The organism is Candidatus Harpocratesius sp. (assembly GCF_054039255.1).
Genome location: NZ_JBPLBG010000068.1, coordinates 1 through 17,219, shown reverse-complemented (window position 1 = coordinate 17,219; position 17,219 = coordinate 1). Strand labels below are relative to the sequence as shown.

12 protein-coding genes and 1 rRNA gene are annotated in these 17,219 nt (G+C 29.7%); 3 read left to right on the top strand and 10 right to left on the bottom strand.

Going from position 1 to position 17,219, the window contains the following annotated elements; all coding sequences use genetic code 11:
* Positions 1–112, top strand: a 5S ribosomal RNA gene (gene rrf / locus ACXLDF_RS14815); the annotation flags it as partial.
* Positions 113–374: 262 nt separating this feature from the next.
* Here the strand turns inward: rrf and ACXLDF_RS14810 are convergent.
* The 6 genes from ACXLDF_RS14810 to ACXLDF_RS14785 all read right to left on the bottom strand — a co-directional run bounded on the left by ACXLDF_RS14810 (position 375) and on the right by ACXLDF_RS14785 (position 5,844).
* The gene (locus ACXLDF_RS14810) at positions 375–662 is read right to left on the bottom strand and encodes a DUF211 domain-containing protein (RefSeq protein ID WP_457559323.1); all 288 of its coding nucleotides are present in this window, start codon (positions 660–662) and stop codon (positions 375–377) included.
* A gap of 428 nt (positions 663–1,090) precedes the next feature.
* Positions 1,091–1,507, bottom strand: a complete 417-nt coding sequence (locus ACXLDF_RS14805) for a hypothetical protein (RefSeq protein ID WP_457559322.1) — start codon at positions 1,505–1,507, stop codon at positions 1,091–1,093.
* Positions 1,508–1,548: 41 nt separating this feature from the next.
* Complete coding sequence (locus tag ACXLDF_RS14800; protein ID WP_457559321.1) at positions 1,549–2,670, bottom strand: hypothetical protein; 1,122 nt, start codon at positions 2,668–2,670, stop codon at positions 1,549–1,551.
* A 91-nt stretch (positions 2,671–2,761) separates the two neighbouring features.
* Positions 2,762–3,475 carry an ABC transporter ATP-binding protein gene (locus ACXLDF_RS14795; RefSeq protein ID WP_457559320.1) on the bottom strand — a complete coding sequence of 238 codons (714 nt, stop codon included), beginning with the start codon at positions 3,473–3,475 and terminating at the stop codon, positions 2,762–2,764.
* Positions 3,476–3,491: 16 nt separating this feature from the next.
* Positions 3,492–4,649, bottom strand: coding sequence for an FtsX-like permease family protein (locus ACXLDF_RS14790; protein WP_457559319.1), 1,158 nt, complete (start codon positions 4,647–4,649; stop codon positions 3,492–3,494).
* A 7-nt stretch (positions 4,650–4,656) separates the two neighbouring features.
* On the bottom strand, positions 4,657–5,844 hold the full coding sequence (locus tag ACXLDF_RS14785) for an ABC transporter permease (RefSeq protein WP_457559318.1): 1,188 nt from the start codon (positions 5,842–5,844) through the stop codon (positions 4,657–4,659).
* 136 nt (positions 5,845–5,980) lie between these two features.
* Here ACXLDF_RS14785 and ACXLDF_RS14780 point away from each other — a divergent pair, with 136 nt between their 5' ends.
* Positions 5,981–7,396 (top strand): alpha-amylase family glycosyl hydrolase, encoded by a 1,416-nt coding sequence (locus ACXLDF_RS14780; RefSeq protein ID WP_457559317.1) that lies wholly within the window; start codon positions 5,981–5,983, stop codon positions 7,394–7,396.
* A 68-nt stretch (positions 7,397–7,464) separates the two neighbouring features.
* On the opposite strand, the gene ACXLDF_RS14775 is transcribed toward ACXLDF_RS14780, so the two are convergent.
* The 3 genes from ACXLDF_RS14775 to ACXLDF_RS14765 all read right to left on the bottom strand — a co-directional run bounded on the left by ACXLDF_RS14775 (position 7,465) and on the right by ACXLDF_RS14765 (position 13,238).
* On the bottom strand, positions 7,465–8,838 hold the full coding sequence (locus ACXLDF_RS14775; RefSeq protein WP_457559316.1) for a hypothetical protein: 1,374 nt from the start codon (positions 8,836–8,838) through the stop codon (positions 7,465–7,467).
* 332 nt (positions 8,839–9,170) lie between these two features.
* Entirely contained in the window at positions 9,171–12,143 is a 2,973-nt protein-coding gene (locus tag ACXLDF_RS14770; RefSeq protein WP_457559315.1) for a cation-translocating P-type ATPase, read from the bottom strand.
* A gap of 63 nt (positions 12,144–12,206) precedes the next feature.
* Positions 12,207–13,238, bottom strand: coding sequence for a hypothetical protein (locus ACXLDF_RS14765; RefSeq protein WP_457559314.1), 1,032 nt, complete (start codon positions 13,236–13,238; stop codon positions 12,207–12,209).
* Positions 13,239–13,456: 218 nt separating this feature from the next.
* On the opposite strand from ACXLDF_RS14765, the gene ACXLDF_RS14760 reads away from it, so the two are divergent.
* A complete protein-coding gene (locus ACXLDF_RS14760) occupies positions 13,457–14,797 on the top strand; it encodes a peptidase U32 family protein (protein WP_457559313.1) in 1,341 nt (446 codons plus the stop codon).
* Positions 14,798–14,834: 37 nt separating this feature from the next.
* Here the strand turns inward: ACXLDF_RS14760 and ACXLDF_RS14755 are convergent, their stop codons facing one another.
* Entirely contained in the window at positions 14,835–17,048 is a 2,214-nt protein-coding gene (locus tag ACXLDF_RS14755) for a coiled-coil domain-containing protein (RefSeq protein WP_457559312.1), read from the bottom strand.
* Positions 17,049–17,219: the final 171 nt, after the last annotated feature.

The window sequence follows — 17,219 nt, the reverse complement described above, 5'->3', positions numbered from 1 at the left end:
GGTCATAGGTCGGAAGTTCCATCTGTTCCCATTCCGAACACAGAAATTAAATTCCGATGCGTTTAAGTAAGTAGTGATATCTCAAATATTGCGAACCTTAAAACTGAGAGACTCCCATTCTTATTTTTCTTTTAGATCGTTTCTAAATGTTCCTAATGTTCTTGTTTATGAAATTAAATGAAATTATGCAAATGATTATCATATTTACTCAAATTATAAAAATTTTAATAATCATTTATCAAAATTTTAAAAGAAAATAAGAATTCGGGAAATCAAATAATGATTTTTCCCGATATATTAAAAATAAAAAGTAAAAATTCTATTGATAAAAAGATTTCAAGTGATGGAAGTATTTTTTTTCAAAAGCTTGTCCATTAATCCAACGGAGTATCTATATCTTCCACCAATTTGCTTCCAGCTACAACTTGGTCTAAAGAATGAATAACGCAATTCATACTTATTAAAATTTCCTGTATTTCATCGTAATCTAAATGAGTTCCTTCAATTATAACCTTACAGGTTGTGGTCAATTTATCAACTTCGTAAACAGTGATATTGACCGAAACATCGCTGCTTGAACATCGATTAATCAGTTCTTTCGCAACAATATTAATTTCGGGGTCAAAAGGCTTCAAGATATCCAAAACCAATCGTCGGATCATAGGTTTTTCAGCTGATTCATTTTCATTAGACATTTTTTTAATTCACTGGGTTAATATTTAACCCTAAGGTATTTGATTCAAGATGAATAATAAATTTTAAGGTGCTTTTTAAAGTTCATTTAAATTCTCGTTATGCATCAAAATGTGAGAATTACGAACTTTCAATAAAAAATTTCCAATATTCTATTTTGATTTAATAATTTTGAATACTTGATTGAAGAATTGGAATTCTTTTATTTAACATCAGATTTAAGCTAGAACAGATGTATTAATGAATTCAATAATAAATAAAAAGCTAAAAGGAAGACTAAAGAGAAGAGCGAATACAAAAAATAAAGATATATTCAATGAATAAAAAACCTCACTTTTTTATTTTCTAATCATTTCTGTGAAAGAAACAAAGAAGATATTTCACTGTAGGTTCAATTTCAGATAATATTTAAATATTTCATTGAAATGAGAGTAGCAATAGAAGAAATCCAATCATAAGCAAGCCCTATAAAAAGTATCAAAGAAAACTGTGGATACAAAATGATAGTTGCAAGTTCAGGAATAATCATAAGAAATCGGAAAGCACATGAAGAAATAATAATAATGAGATATTTCTTAGGATCACGAGCAGCATACCATAGCAGGAATCCGAGAGTTAAGAATTCCACTGCAGCGAACAAGTAAAATAATGGAATCCCCAAATCGATTCCAAAACTATCAGCAACTAAAGGCAAGAAAAAAAAACCAACAGCAATAACCATTTCTATAATCCCGCTAAATTGAAGAAAATGAGTAAAAAAAGAGAGAAATTTACTTGGGTTTTCAATGTTATTGTTATTATTATTTTTTTTCATATTTAATTTCAGTGTAGGTTAGTTTTATTTCAAATTTGCGATTAAATTCGATCTAATATTGATTGAGAATCTAATTTCTTGCTTTTTTTCTTTTCTTTTTTCTTTTTTTTTCTTTTTTTCAACTTCAAATTATTAATTGATACTTCTCTGTTTCCTTCAGCTTTTGTTGTATCTTCAATTTTTTTTTTTTTTCGGTTTTGATATATTAAAATTCCAATAAATGTTACAATAACCATAATACTTCCAGTAATTGATAACACAATAGTTAGATTTTGTATATATTCTTCGCGATAAGGGTTATTTTCAGAAAAAGCGAATGGAAGCGAAGAAGATTCAAGATACAGACGAATGAAATATGAATTTGATTCATCATTTGGATTTACATACTGAACTTCTGCACGAAGTAAGAGGCTCCAAGTCATATCATAATATAATTTTACAGAGATTTGATTATTTAAATTGAGAGTAAGATAATAAGTTGGTAAAATGGGGTTATTTTTACGTAAATCTCGAATATCTGGGCTAAACTTTGGTGAAGCCACTTCTGGATGATCTTTTCGTAAAGTAAACATTATTGGGTCAGATACTTGGAAAAAAGGAATTTGCTGATAATCATGAAGGAAATTTGTTGGCCGATCTGAACTATTAAGCCAAAAAATGGTATAGGTTGAATTAATTGTAAAATTTTGATTTGAATTTGCATCATTTAATCGTTCTCGCCGATATGAGAATTGTGTGAGTAAAGACACATTATTTTCATTATTTGCCAAAAATCCAGCTTGTTCTTCCCCAAATATAAAAGAAAGAGCATTAATTACGGTAGGGTTTAAAATTTTCTTCGACAATCGATATTGAATTGTTCCATTTTCATACATCAAATTCGTTCCATTAATTTGCATGGAAATTAAAAATTCATCACTGTCTTTTGTTTCATCATTTATTTCATAGTAAACATTATAAGATAGAGAAACATTCTGATTAGACTGTTGAGAACGCTGAGTATGAGGAATTAGTCTTTTATTAGAATTTGGAGTAATTTCACAATTAATAAAATAAAAGTTTGAGGATACTACTAAGAAAAGAAAAATACAAGATATAGATATTAGTATATATTTTCTGAAATTCGAAATCACAGAAAATTTAGAATTAAGGTTGAATTTCACGGTTTATATAAAGCGAGAATATAAATAAAAATTATTCATTTGGAATATGAAATAGATTAACAATCAAGAATAAGAACAAAAAATCAAGTGATTAAGTTTGTAGTTCAATTTTTCCATGAGAAAGTATGAAATTTCTATCTGTGATTTGCTTAATTGAAGGATTATGAGTCACAATTAAAATTGTGGTATTAAATCGCTTTAAATTGGATAAATGATCCAAAATTGTCTGCGCATTTTCTTCATCCAAATTACCTGTAGGTTCATCACATAAAATAATTACAGGATTATTTACTAAAGCTCTTGCAATTGAAACTCGTTGTTGCTCTCCAATACTTAGTTGATAAGGAAATTTTTTCTTTTTAGTTGTTAAACCAAACTCACTCATTAATTCAGAAGATCTTTTATGTTGAGCCTCTTGAGATTCTCTGAGCAAATTCATAGGTAATTCGATATTTTGTTGTACTGTTAAAGTTTGGATGAGATTAAAGGTTTGAAACACAAAACCTATTTTCTGAAGGCGAATTAGCTGTTTTTGTTTTCGTGATAAATCTGAAGTATCAATCCCAGCAATTGAATACGTACCAGAATCATACGTATCAAGTAATCCAATAATATTAAGAAGAGTAGATTTCCCAGAACCACTAGGGCCCATAATACTAACAATTTCCCCACGATTTATGGTTAAATCAACACCACGTAGAACATGCAATGTTTCTGAATATGTTTTATAGCTTTTCTCAATCTCTATCAATTGAAGAATGATTTCTTCTTTTTGATTTATTGTTTTTGTTGATATAGAATTCATTTTTTTATTATACACCTTAATATTTTTGCTTTAATTCAGATAATTTGTATTGACGAAGCCCTATTAGAGAAATTATCAATGCAAAACTGATATTTGCAATACAAATTAGGAGAATATTTTCTATAAATAAATCCCATTGAAATGGATGAAAAATAAAATTCCAACCTTTAGCAAACCCTTTAAAAAAAGTAGCATTATGATTCACTTTTAAAACAATATAAGAATATAGAAGAGAAAAGCTTAAAATTGAAACAGGAATACCGACAATTAAGCCAGAAATTAGCAAAATTAAATTTTCAATAATAACTGTCTGAAAAATAGTATTAGTTTTCGCTCCTAAAATTCTAAATATGTCAAAATCTTTTTTACGACTAAAAATATTCATTAATTCGAGTGAAAAAACAAATATAATAGAAGCACCTGCAGTAAAAACACTTAGCACGTTTACTAAATTATCCATGAAATCCCCAATCTGTCCATGAAGAGCTTCAATTTCAGAAGAAGTTAAAACATCGATATGACTATTATCCATTTCAAACTTATTAATTTTTGAAATATTCTTTTCTAAAGATGACGGAATGAAGATCACAGTAGTTTTCCCATAATTTCCAGTTTTTTGCTCAAGAATTGTATGATCCATAATGATAATTCGATCCAAATAAGAATATTGCTTGCTTATTACACCAACAACAGGAAAAGTATGATTAAAAAGAGTTAATTCCCTTTTATCCAAGTATTCGTTTCCAACTACTATTTCATTCGAATTTTGAGGCCATCGTCCCATTTGAAGATATATCTTATGAAACAATGATTGCTGCTGTAAGAATGGAACACCATAAATATAATTATTATATAAAGAGAGTAAATCTTCATTGTTCGGAACAATAAGAAGAGGAATGGAATCAATATTAAAATATAAATCTAATTCTGATTTAACATCTAAATCTATTGTTGAGCCAACAGGAATGAATTGAATAAAGTTTGTGCCTCGTTCCAGCACTTCATCAAATTCTGGGAATGGTTGAAAGAAAGTTGATGTCCGAGAAGAGTAATAATCTGTTAAAAGTGCCATAACAGTAGAACTCACTAAGCTTGTGGCAATCCCTATCACACACAATAGAGTTCTAATTTTTTTTTGAGTCAGATTATTGAAAATATATTGGCTGAATTTCATTTAACAATTATTCCTCCTTCCTAAAAGTTTGGACTATTGATTGTCGCATAGCACGAAATGATGGATAAATTGCAATAAAAATACCGATTAGCAATGAAACAATTAAAGTTTGAATGTAAATAGATGAAGGAATTTGCTGAATCATTTCTCTAACATAACTGAAAATATTTTTGGTTTCAGCATTCTTTCGAAAAACGTAAAAACCGTACATAAAATATAGATTTCCTGTGATTAAACTGATAAAATAACCAAATCCAGTAATAAGTATACTTTGGAAAAAAATAATAAGACCTATATACTCTAAAGGCATTCCAATGGCACGGAGCATTCCAAATTCTTGTTCTTGATCTTTAACATTAAGTAACATAAGAATAAAAATAAATAACCCACTGATAAAAAGAGGGAAAAGAGTCATAATTACGTTAAAAACATCCAACATCTGATAAAAAAAACCAGAAGCTTCATCCAATTCATCTGAATCAATAAAATCAATAAAGGGGTATTGTGATTCGACAGAATCTTCAAGCGACTGGATTATTTGTGGATTGTTAAGTATGTCAGGATTTCCTAAAACATAAATTACAGTGCATAACCCATCCATATCAAATAAATTTTGACTTAATGAATAATCCAAATAGATAAATTTATCAAAGAACACATTTGATGGATTTAAAATACCAGAAACAGTGAGATTCTTCCCCCGAATAGGAATCACACTCCCTAATGTCAGATTTTCAAATTCAATATTAGGTCCAACAACAATTTCTGTATCTGGATCTTGTGGCCAATTACCTTCTTGCAATCCAATATCTTTCATGTAGAAATTTCGCAAATTGCTAAAACTGATACCCACAATTACATTTTTCAACCATTTAAATTGAGTTTCATTGCTAAAATTTTTGAAAATTATAGGTAATGTATAGGTTACACCTGCATTTTCAAGCAATGAAATGGATACATTATCAGGTATTTGAGATTCAAATGGTATGATCTGAAGTACATTTGTACCCTTACTTAGAACAAGGTAAGAATTATCTTCTAAAAAATAAAATCTATTTACTGTATCATCTAATATGGCAGAATATGCAGAAACACCAAAAACAGCACCCAAAGCAACTCCAAATCCAAGAATGCAAGCAAAATATCGCGCCTTATGTTTTTTAAAAACAGAGAAGAAATAGATGAATAGGTGCATGGATCTTAGTAAAGAATACTTCCCTTTATATTTATACTAATATTTGAGAATAATACAGTTGTTTAAGAATTCAAAAACATGGAATTTTAAAGGAATCTTGAATTTGAAAGGATAATTTTCTTATAATTGATGGAACATGAATGATTTGGAACCTAATCTTCCTGTTTTAATATATAACTTATTTCCTTCTTTAGCAGGAAAAATCACCCAATGGGATCAATTTCTTAAAGGGATTGTAGACATGGGATTTACATGGATATATATAAATCCCATCAATCAGAGAGGATTTTCTGGCTCCCTTTACTCAATAAAAGATTATTTTAAAATAGATCCAAAATTTGCTGTTGATCAAAAAGATCAAGAAACTTGGAATTCTTTCAAGGCGTTCATTGCGCAAGCACATTCATTAGGTTTGCAAGTTATGTTTGATATAGTTATCAATCATACAGCCATCGACTCGGTATCTAATCATCCCCATTGGTATCTTCATAAATGGATTTTACGTGAAAAAAAAACACTTCATCCTATTTGGGTATTTGAAGATATTCAAAAGAAAGATATAGACTACGATAAAAATCAATACCCTTCTGAAGAATATGAACTTATATATACAATAGCACCACCTTACGCCATTAATCCTGCAAACACAAATGAAATGCAGATTTGGGGGGATTTAGCTGAATTAAATTTTGATAGTCCTTATCGAGAAGAAATCACGAATTTTTTTAAGAAATATTTAGCATTTTGTATTAATTTGGGAGTTGATGGATTTCGTGCAGATGCAGCTTATCAAATTCCTGCTGAAATATGGAATGAATTAATTTCTTTTTGTAAAAATATCAAACCGGATATAATATTCTGGGCTGAAACACTAGGGGCGAATTTTCAACAAAATATGAGTTTAAAGTATTGTAAATTTGATTTTATAGCTAATTCAAGCAAATGGTGGGATTTCACAGCACCATGGTGCTTGGAACAGCAAAAATTATATTCTCAAATTGCACCTTCTATCAGCTTTCCTGAAAGCCACGATACAATAAGGTTAGTAAAAGAAACAGGGGGTCGAAAGGATGTTCAGATTTTTCGATATTTCTTTGCAGCTTTTTTCTCTAAAGGTCTCTTAATGCCAATTGGATATGAATGGGGAGAAAAAAAACAGTTAAAGGTCGTATTCACCGAATTTATCGAGAAAAGTCAACCGCTTTTCGATATTCGTAAAGATATTCAAAGAATAAATAAATTTAAATCAAAATTTCCTCTTTTGCAGCAAGAAGGCTTATTATGGCATTATCCTTACGAAAATTTGGGTATTTTGATTCTTCGAAAAAGGGATACTTCTAACAATTCGCAGATGCTCTTAATTTATAATAAAGATTGGTATCATGCTCAATTAGTACAACTGGATGATTTAACGAAAATATTGGATTTTTCAACCCCAATTTATCAATTTGATTCTCAATTTAATTTAAAAGAAATTCAAGATCAAAAATTATATACATGGTTACCACCAAACCAATATCTTTTATATTATCAAATTCGTACTCCAAAATAATTAATAGTGTAATAATGTAATAAAAAAATAGATAAATGGGATGAATGATGCAATTATATTTATTATTCTCAAAATATCTTTTGCATTAAAATTCCAACAAAGAAAAATATTATTCCAAACAACATTGAGAAAGGCAATGCTGGAAGCATTCTTTTCTTGGATAATAAAAGATATAAAGTTAATATTGCACCTAAAATCACACCAAATATCACCAAACCCGCTAAAAACCAGCTTCCATAATTGATAAATACATTAGCGACTAAGGCAGAATATAAAATCAAGTCCCCAGAACCCAATTCTACTTCTACTTTTTTATAATCAATTTCACCTTCTTCATCGTTTTTTATTTGTAAAGAAACAAATTGTTCATAATCACCAACTTGATCAATTCCAATTTTACCTTCTTCTAGCATGTTCTTAATTCTTTTATGAGTTTCCAGCTGATTATCTTGGATCATTTGGCCAATTTTGCCTAAAGGCCCCTTAAATACTGTGAACAAATCCCAAATGGAAAGGAAAATTGCAAAAGCAAAAGTTGTCCAAGTCGGTAGCGAAATTCCAATAATAGCGCCCATAAAAATTGAATAAAATAATACAATTGCATTTCGCTGTTTTAGTGATAACTTATTGCTAAAGAAAAAGACCATTAAAACAATAAATAGAATAATTGATCCATAGAAAAAACCAAGATACAATCCATTAAACCATGCAAAGTTTATTGATTCTTCAGGAACATTATTTAGGTAAATTGTAAAAAAGACAGTTATGAAAAAGATTAATCCATACCAGGAATAAAAGAAAATTACAATTCCCATAATTATTTTGAATGCAATCATTCCAAATTTTTTTATTAAAAAGTAAATGATTGTTATAAATACAGCTGAAATTAAAACAGGCATGAAACCATTATATAGTATTTCTCCAATATTATTTTCATTTGGATATGGTGCTACATTAATATTTATATCCGCTTCAACCTTTGCAGCCCATCCTAAAAACGTAGCAGTTCCAATACTTATTAAAATGGGAATAAGAACATAAATAACCTTGATACGAAAAGTCCCTAAAAGTTCTGTAAAACTTATTGGTTCTTTAGATTTCATATCAGCTTGGAAGTGATTCCTTTTTTTTTCAACTGACTGCATCAAATCTTGAATTATTTGATTAATTCGCTCTTTTAATTCATCCCGCATATTTTTTGATAAAGGAGAACTAAATTCCAATCCAATTAAATTTTCGTATCTATTGTAAATGGGATTAATATGCAATTGAATATTTCGTAAATTGTATTCTTGAATTATTGTGGTTTGGAAAGTTTCTAGGAGATTTTCAGCCATTGATCGGGAAATGGCATGTTTAAATTTAATTATTGAATCTTTATTTTCAGTATTTGTTGAAACTTCATTACGTTCGACAGATATATCTTCTGGAATTTCAGGCATCCTATTAGAATAAAATATTTTGCGATTAATTAATTTCCCTCTTCAAAATACATAAAAAAAGTAAAAGAGAGAAAGCGAAAATCTAAAAAAATGAAAGCCCGACGCACCCCTTCTTGATCTTTTGACTACTTTTAACAAACAATATCGCTCCCAAATGGATTATTTGCCGTTAAAAGCTATGAAAGAAGGTCTTCATATCTTTCATATTAGTCTTCGCTTCTCTATACGATATATATGTCAATGGGTTTAATAAATTTTTGCTCTAAATTTAATAATTTTTGGCCCAAGATTGAAAACAATTTAATAAAAGAAAAAAGAGAGAGAAACCTAATTTAAAAAATAATTCCAAGTTTTCGTGAAATCCACCTAACTACTTCAAAGGGAAGAATACAACCAAAGAAAGCAAAGCCAAAACAGAGAAGTAAATCCCAAATATGGAGAAACATTAATTGGAATTTGAAACCCATTGAATAAAAGAAGATTTGCCAACCAGGAATATATATTAATGAGAAAAGCAAACCAAAAAGTCCGATTGCTAGCAAAATAATAACCAAATTCATATCTTCCTTAAGTGTTCGCCATAAACTTTTGTTAGGACGCCTAATCTGAATGGCCATAAAAAACTCAGCAATGAATATAGTCGTTGCTAACATTGTTAAGGTTTTTGCAATTTTAAGATCGGTCCCTTCCCACAACGACTGTGTAGCCTGTGTAAAAATATACTGTGAATCCAAAGCCCCATGTGAAATATTCACTGTAAATATGGGATAAATATCGCTAGATACTAAGAAATATAATCCAAACATCACCATCATCAAGAAAATACCATAACTTGCTAATAGGATTAAAAATTGTCGGGAGATAATTTCTTGAGAATTTCTTGGTTTTTCTTTCATAACATCGTCAGGTATCTTATCAAAAGTCAAGATTAATCCAGTAAATGAGTGTAAAGACCCAGAGATAAGCAGAAACAGCTGTAAAAACTCAGGATCGAACCAATATGGCAAACCTAAAAGAACAGATAAAATTAGATTAACTAATCCTTCAAAAATATTGATACAAATAAAGTAAAATACAACAGAACGAATATTGGCAAAGATTCCACGACCTCGACGAATTCCTTCTACAATGGAAATGAAGGAATCATCTGAGATAACCATATCGGCAGCTTGTTTTGCAACATCAGTTCCTTGAATACCCATTGCAATTCCAACATCTGCTAAATTAAGAGCAAGAGCATCATTTACACCATCCCCAGTCATAGCAACTATTTTTCCTTTATTTTGGTACTTTTCTACAATGCTCTGTTTATTTTTAGGAATAACACGGGAGAACACTTTTACATGTTCTAAAGGAACCGTAGCATCAAGTTCTTCTAATTTACTTCCATCCATTACCAAATCGTTAGGATTTTTTAATATGTGAATATTTTTGGAAATTGCTTTAGCTGTTGGAAGACTATCGCCTGTAATCATGACAACATCAATTCCTGCATCATGACATAAATCTATTGCGTTTTGCACACCTTCTCTCGGTGGATCAATAATAGCCACAAAGCCAATATAGATTAATTCATTCTCTATTTCATCCCGTTTTGATTCAAGATCTTCAGGTATAAATTCTAAAGGCTTATAGGCAAAACTTAGCAGCCGATAACCCTTCATCGCATATTCATTAATAATATTCATAATAATTAATCGCAAATCTATGCTAAATTCAAATATTTGTCCGTTGTCTCCTAAAAGATAATCACAATTAGTAACTAAATATTCACTGGCTCCTTTTGTATATGATATGATCTCACCAGTTTGCTTATTTTGGAGAACTTTTGTCATCCGTTTTACATCTGAAGAAAATGGAAATTCTATTATTTCTAAATAATGTTTTCGAATATCCACACCATCTTTTTGAGTAATACCCGCCTTTTTAGCCAAAGTCTGTAATGCACCTTCTGTGGCACTGCCAATAACTTTCCAATCTTCAATGATTTCTTTTTTATGTCGTTTTTCAACTTCGAATTGATATTTCATTAACATAGAATTATTATTCAAATAAGCAGATTTAATAAGAAATTCTAAATGGGGAAACTCTTCAATATTCTCGATCATTTGCGGTTTATGGGGAATATCCATCAAAAAAAAATCACCCTTTGGTGTATATCCGCTCCCAGTTACTTTAAAAGTCGAACCACGTGCCCAAATATATTGAACTGCCATTTGACTTTTCGTTAAAGTACCAGTTTTATCAGTGCAAATTACACTTATTCTACCCAAGCTATCTACTGAAGCAACATTTCGAACAATAACACCATGTTCAGCCATTGCTACTACTCCAGTCAACATAATAACTGTTACTAAGAGAGGAATATTAACTGGCATAATTCCCATTGCAGCATTTAAACTTTCTACGAATTCTAATTTTCCAGTAGTTATTTTTAGAAAAATTAATGTACATATCCACAAAATAAATATTGAGATTCCAAACCATTTTCCTAAGTTATCCATCTTTTTCCGAATCGGAATATCAGTTGATTTGATTTCGGACATTCCTTTAGAAATTTTGCCAATCTCAGTATTAGTGCCTGTTGCGAATATGATCGCTTTACAGTGCCCTGTTGTAATAAAAGTCCCATAAAAAAGAATATTTTCTTGATTTTGGAGATGTAGCATTTTATTATCTAAAGGCTCACCATGATTTTTGGATACAGGTTCACTTTCTCCTGTTAAAGATGCTTCATTTACGCGCAAATCGGTAGAAGATATAATACGAGCATCAGCAGGCACTTGATCTCCAGTGGTTAGTTTAACAAGATCACCAACTACTATATTTTTCGAGAATATTTCCACAATTTGGCCATCCCGTATAACCCATGATTTTGGCGCAGCCATAGACTGTAATGCTTCTAATTTTTTTGTAGCACGTGCTTGTTGATAAATGGCAACAAAGCAATTTAATACTACAACTGTCAAAGTTACATATACTAAAGACATGTTATCTGTGTGAAGTAATAAGCTAGCAATTAACATGATTCCAGCAGAAATGAGATAAAGAATAATCAACCAATTAAATAAAGGGGCAAGATATGTAGCAATAAATGATGGTTTTTCCAATTTCAATTCATTAAATCCATATCTCTCAAGATTGATAGATGCTTGATCGTCACTAAGCCCAAAATGGGGATGTGTTCCATATTTTTTGAAAATTTCTTGTGTAGAGTAAGCCCATATAAATTTGTTTTCTTTTATATCTATATTTTCATCTTTATGACTATTTTGGTTAATTTTACTAAAATTATTTTCAATCATCAAAATTCGCTCTTATACATCTATTATTTACAGAGATCAAAATTATCTACTTTTTTTCTTGTATCATCCAAGATATTGTTGAATTGAATTAATTATAATTCTATGAGTCAATCCACTATTTTCTGGTCGAATTTGCCCTTGAGGATTAAAAAAATCAGGATGTTGAACCAATTTCTCTGCTAAACCTTCTAGCATGTCAAATTCAAACCCCCTAAAAGCTTGAATACATTTCTCATTAGCAACATCATATAAAGCTGTATTCAAGATAATCAAGTATTTAATATGAGATACAGTAAAATGCTCAAAAAAAACATACTGAAATCCCATTTCATTCTTTAATCTGTTTTTTAAATACAAAATATCCCAAGCACCTTGTGTATCAATCAAAATTTTAAGCGCAGAAAGCGACATTCCTTCTAAATTTTGTTTAATTTTCTCATCCTTTGAATTAATCATAAAGGCTTGATCATCAATGAAAGAAATTAAATCCGTGATTGGGTTCCCAAATTCGTTAATTATCTGCAAATCCCACCATTGTTCATATTTCTTATAATTTAAAGAATGAATTTTAGATTCACGGAATACTCGTACTTCTTTTTTAGTTGATATTTCATCATATTTTGCTTCTAGCCAATCTTGATAAAAATTTGAGATTTCAGGTTTAAGCCATTCTTCAAATGTTAAAATATCGAAACCATTTTCATTATTTTCTTGTTTCATCTCTAGAAAATTATCAAAAACAAATTCAGCCATTAATTCTTCAACACCCCAAGTTTCAAAAGGTTGAATTTCATTAAATTCGCTCACTGACAAAATTCCCAAAAAATTATGGTGTAAAAATCTTTTATCTAAGAAATGGATTGCAAATTGACTACCCGAAGTTTTTAATTTAATTTTTGTAAAATCTTTATTTGGGAAATATGCAATATAATTGATTAGAAGAATTACTGGTTCTAATTGAGAAATAATTTCTGGGTTCTTTTTGGGATCAGCAATAAATTGGATTTTACCATCCCGAAATGAGCAAATATGCTCAATTTTAGGGTTATCAATTTGCTTACTTGAAACAAAAGAAAATGTCCAATCCAATGTCATTAATTATCCCAACTACTTTTTATATGATAAGAAAAAATTTTACAGTAAGTAAGTTTTCATTTTCAACCATAAAAATTTTCAACTTTACATTGTTTTTTTAAATTGGAAGGAAATTCGAGCAATTTTTTGGTTATGCATTAAAAAATCAACATTTTTGAAATTAAATATCTTTAATTATATGAAGATATCATGAATTGCGAGAGTGGAAATCAAAAAAAATGAATTTACAAGAGAAAAAATCGAATTCAATAGAATTATTAGCTCCAGCAAAAAATTTTATGGCTTTAAAAGCTTCAGGAGCTTATGCAAATGCAGTATATTTTGGAATAGAGAAATTTAACATGCGAATTAAAGCAGATAATTTCTCTCTCTCTGATTTACCACGAATTGTTCAAATGTGTCACTCTCCAAAAGACCCCCATTTTAGGTATAGAAAAGCATTTCTAACATTAAACATTGTAATATACGAGAATGAACTTGATGAATTACGCCAAATCTTAATTGCTGCCAAAGAAGCTGGAATCGATGCCGTAATAGTTCATGATATTGCAACTCTTAGAATTGCAAAAGAAATTGGAATCCCTTTTCATATCTCAACTCAGTGTAATGTCTCAAATTCCGAAAGTGCAAAATTTTACGAATCATTAGGTGCAGAAAGGATAATTTTAGCCAGAGAATGCTCATTAAAGCAAATTTCCCAGATCACACCAAAAATGACAACAGCAAAAATTGAGGCATTTGTACATGGAGCTATGTGTAGCTCCATTTCAGGACGTTGTTATCTTTCTCAGACAATTGCTTGTTCTGCTGATAAATCAGCTAATCGTGGTGTTTGTACTCAACCGTGCCGTGGAAAATGGAAATTGATTTCTGAAACAGGTCATGAATTCCTTTATGATGGAAAACGTATTCTAAACTCGCGGGATTTATGCATGATTAATTATATTCCACAGTTAATTGAAGCAGGAATTGAAAGTTTTAAGATTGAAGGTCGGATGCGCCATCCTCATTATGTTGAAACAGTATCAAGAGTATATAGAGAAGCCATAGATGCTTATTTTTCTGGTAATTTCCAAGAACAAAGAAAAAAGAAGCATTGGATAACCCAATTAAAGAAAGTCTATAATCGAGGATTTACAACTGGATTTTATTTTGGTAGAGCTTCAGAAAAGGATTCACAACTTAACAGTCCTGCTAATATTTCTCATTATAGATATATTAAGATGGGTGAAATCATTCATCAATATCCAACAAATGCCGTTAGAATTCGTTTAATCAATGGAAGTTTAAAAATTGGAGATGAAATTATTGTCATGAGCGCAAAAAGTGGAGGAGAAACCTATTTTAAACAAAAAATTCATGATATTCGGGTAGATGGAAAAGATATCAATAAAACCAATTCTGCAACATCTCATTCTCCAATAGAAATAACTACTAAATTTGATAATCCAATAAATGTTGATTGGCAAGATTCCATATATAAATTCACAGATGAAACCTATCAAGCTAAAAAACATCAAAAAAGGTATAAGAAAAAACCAACTTATCAGTTGAAATAAAGAGATCTTAATTTAATTTGATTTAAAAAATATGATATTACTCAGATGAACTTGAAGAGAGATCTCGTCTTAGTACTTTAATTCTTCGGCGGTAATTCACAATTTCTTCATTCAATCGGGCAATTTCTTTCTTACCTAAGGCCAGCTCAGCTCTAATCTTTGAAATTTCATCTTCAAGATTTTGGTTTTCTTGATTTTTATTATCAAGATTTTTACGTAATTTTTCGATTTCTTCTTGATATTCTAATCCACTTTGAGCTTTGAGTAACTGAGTTTCTAATTCACCCACTTTCCGTTCTGAAATTCGTAATTTTTGCTCAAGGTCGCTAATTTTCTCAGAATAATCTACTTTTTGCTCTTGAATTCTTCGTTGTAAGTTTAGATTTTCCTGACGAATCTCATCAAATTGATCTTGTAAATCTTTTATTTCTTTTTTCAACAAATCATATTGATCTTTCATAACTTGATATTTTCCGCTTGATTCTGAAGCAAGAGCAATTTGCTCTCTCAATTCCATATTAAGAGAATCAACCTGTTTTTGCAAATATTCTTTCTCAATTGTATCTTTAATCATTTCTGGTGATGGTTCTTGAGCCTTTTGGTATTTTTCCTCTAAAGATTCAACTTGCTTCGTCAATCTCTGAATAATTGCTAAATTTCCACTATTTTCTCGTTTTAATTCAGAAATCCGATCAAAAAGAACTTCTTTTTGAGAGATCAACTCAGCAATTTTTTCGTTTAATTCTTCTTTTTCTGCAGTAATTTTCACGTTTTCAAGCAAAGCATCATGAAATTCCTCTTCTTGCTTTTGCAAATCTTCAATAATTGTATCCTTTTCTCTAATTAGTTCTTCAAGATTTTTATGTTCTGCAATTTTTTGTTGTAATTCTTCAATTTTTTTGATTAAATTTTCCTTTTCAATCTGATGATTGTGTTGCATTTGTCGAATTTCTTCTGTTTTATCTCGTAAATATTGATCCTTCTGTGCTATTTGATTTTCTGTTTCTTGAAATTTTCTTGATAAATCTTCAAATTCGTCACGATAAATCATTTTTTGTATTTTTTCATTTAATTCATGTAATTCTTGCTTTAAATCATTAATTATTATCTCTTTTTCTTCTAATTGAGATCTAAAGTCTGTCTCATCTTCAGATTGGTCCACTTTTGTGTGTTCTAAAGATTCGCGTAGGTGAGAACATTCTTGTTGTTTATCTTGAAGATCTTTTTGCAATTCTTGAATTCTATTTTCTTTTAATTCTCCTGTTCTTTGTAATTCATCATATTTATGTTGCAAATTATTAAATTCAATATGAATTTCATCTAATTCATGTGAGATCTGTTCATTTTTAGATTGAAGATCCCCCAATATTGAATGAAGAGAGCTTTTTTCTTCTTTTAATTGAGAGTTTTCTTGTTCTAACTGAGTTATCTTTAATTTAAGATCTTCTAATTCAGAGAAACTTAGTTCTATTTCTGCTAATTGGTTGTTTTTCTTATCTAATTCTTCAGAAATTTCTTGAAATCTAGTCTGAAACAATTTATTCTCATTTATTAAAATAGAATTTTCTGTCTTTTGTGCTTCGAATTCTTTCTCTAATTCCGCATTGCGTGCTCGTAAAGTATGAACTTCTTCATCTAATTCTTGAAATCGATTTAAATCACTCTTAAGTGCTTCTAATTCTCGAATTTTAGCTTGAATTTCTAATTCTAGTTTTGTAATATGTTTATCCTTTTCTGATAAAATTATTTGAAATCTCGCAAGTTCTTCATTGTTTGGTACTATTGTAGAAATTTGAGAATCTTGATTTAATTTTGATTGATCAATATCTGATGATACTGATGGAGTGAGAAATTCCAATAAATTGGAAATATTTGTAAAAGATACTTCATCAAGAGCTATATCTCGAGGAGGAGGAACGTTCGAATTCAAAAATCTTGTAATTAAATCACCCATTAATTCCTTCATTCGAGTTTCTTCGAGTTTTCGTAAATTTTCAGCAAGTTGATCCATCATATTTGATATTTCAGCAGTATTTTCATTCTTTTTTCTTAATGTTTCTATCTCTAATTGCAATTTCTCATGAATTTCTAAAAGTGATTTTACTCCAATAAATAGAGTTTTTACCCGAAGGAGTGTTTTTAAATCAAGATTACGTAATTCTTCTTTTATTTCCATTGATAATGGGAAATGCAATTCTTGAAATAATTGCATGATGGATTCATAAATTGATGAAGTATTTTCTTCAGTCATCGCTATTAAATAAGAATTAGCTTAGTGCTAAAAATTTAATCTATTTCTTAAGTTTACAAGTTAATGATCCGACAAAAATATTTTCTCAAAAATAATTAAAAATTTATCGATGAATACCACTTACAACAAAAAAGTTAGGGGGCATGTTTTATTAAACTTTTAGTAAATTCT

Excerpts from the sequence above, each read along its gene's own strand:
- ACXLDF_RS14810 (WP_457559323.1), bottom strand. The coding sequence starts at position 662 with ATGATCCGACGATTGGTTTTGGATATCTTGAAGCCTTTTGACCCCGAA.
- ACXLDF_RS14805 (WP_457559322.1), bottom strand. The coding sequence starts at position 1,507 with ATGAAAAAAAATAATAATAACAATAACATTGAAAACCCAAGTAAATTT.
- ACXLDF_RS14795 (WP_457559320.1), bottom strand. The coding sequence starts at position 3,475 with ATGAATTCTATATCAACAAAAACAATAAATCAAAAAGAAGAAATCATT.
- ACXLDF_RS14790 (WP_457559319.1), bottom strand. The coding sequence starts at position 4,649 with ATGAAATTCAGCCAATATATTTTCAATAATCTGACTCAAAAAAAAATT.
- ACXLDF_RS14785 (WP_457559318.1), bottom strand. The coding sequence starts at position 5,844 with ATGCACCTATTCATCTATTTCTTCTCTGTTTTTAAAAAACATAAGGCG.
- ACXLDF_RS14780 (WP_457559317.1), top strand. The coding sequence starts at position 5,981 with ATGAATGATTTGGAACCTAATCTTCCTGTTTTAATATATAACTTATTT.
- ACXLDF_RS14775 (WP_457559316.1), bottom strand. The coding sequence starts at position 8,838 with ATGCCTGAAATTCCAGAAGATATATCTGTCGAACGTAATGAAGTTTCA.
- ACXLDF_RS14770 (WP_457559315.1), bottom strand. The coding sequence starts at position 12,143 with ATGATTGAAAATAATTTTAGTAAAATTAACCAAAATAGTCATAAAGAT.
- ACXLDF_RS14765 (WP_457559314.1), bottom strand. The coding sequence starts at position 13,238 with ATGACATTGGATTGGACATTTTCTTTTGTTTCAAGTAAGCAAATTGAT.
- ACXLDF_RS14760 (WP_457559313.1), top strand. The coding sequence starts at position 13,457 with ATGAATTTACAAGAGAAAAAATCGAATTCAATAGAATTATTAGCTCCA.
- ACXLDF_RS14755 (WP_457559312.1), bottom strand. The coding sequence starts at position 17,048 with ATGACTGAAGAAAATACTTCATCAATTTATGAATCCATCATGCAATTA.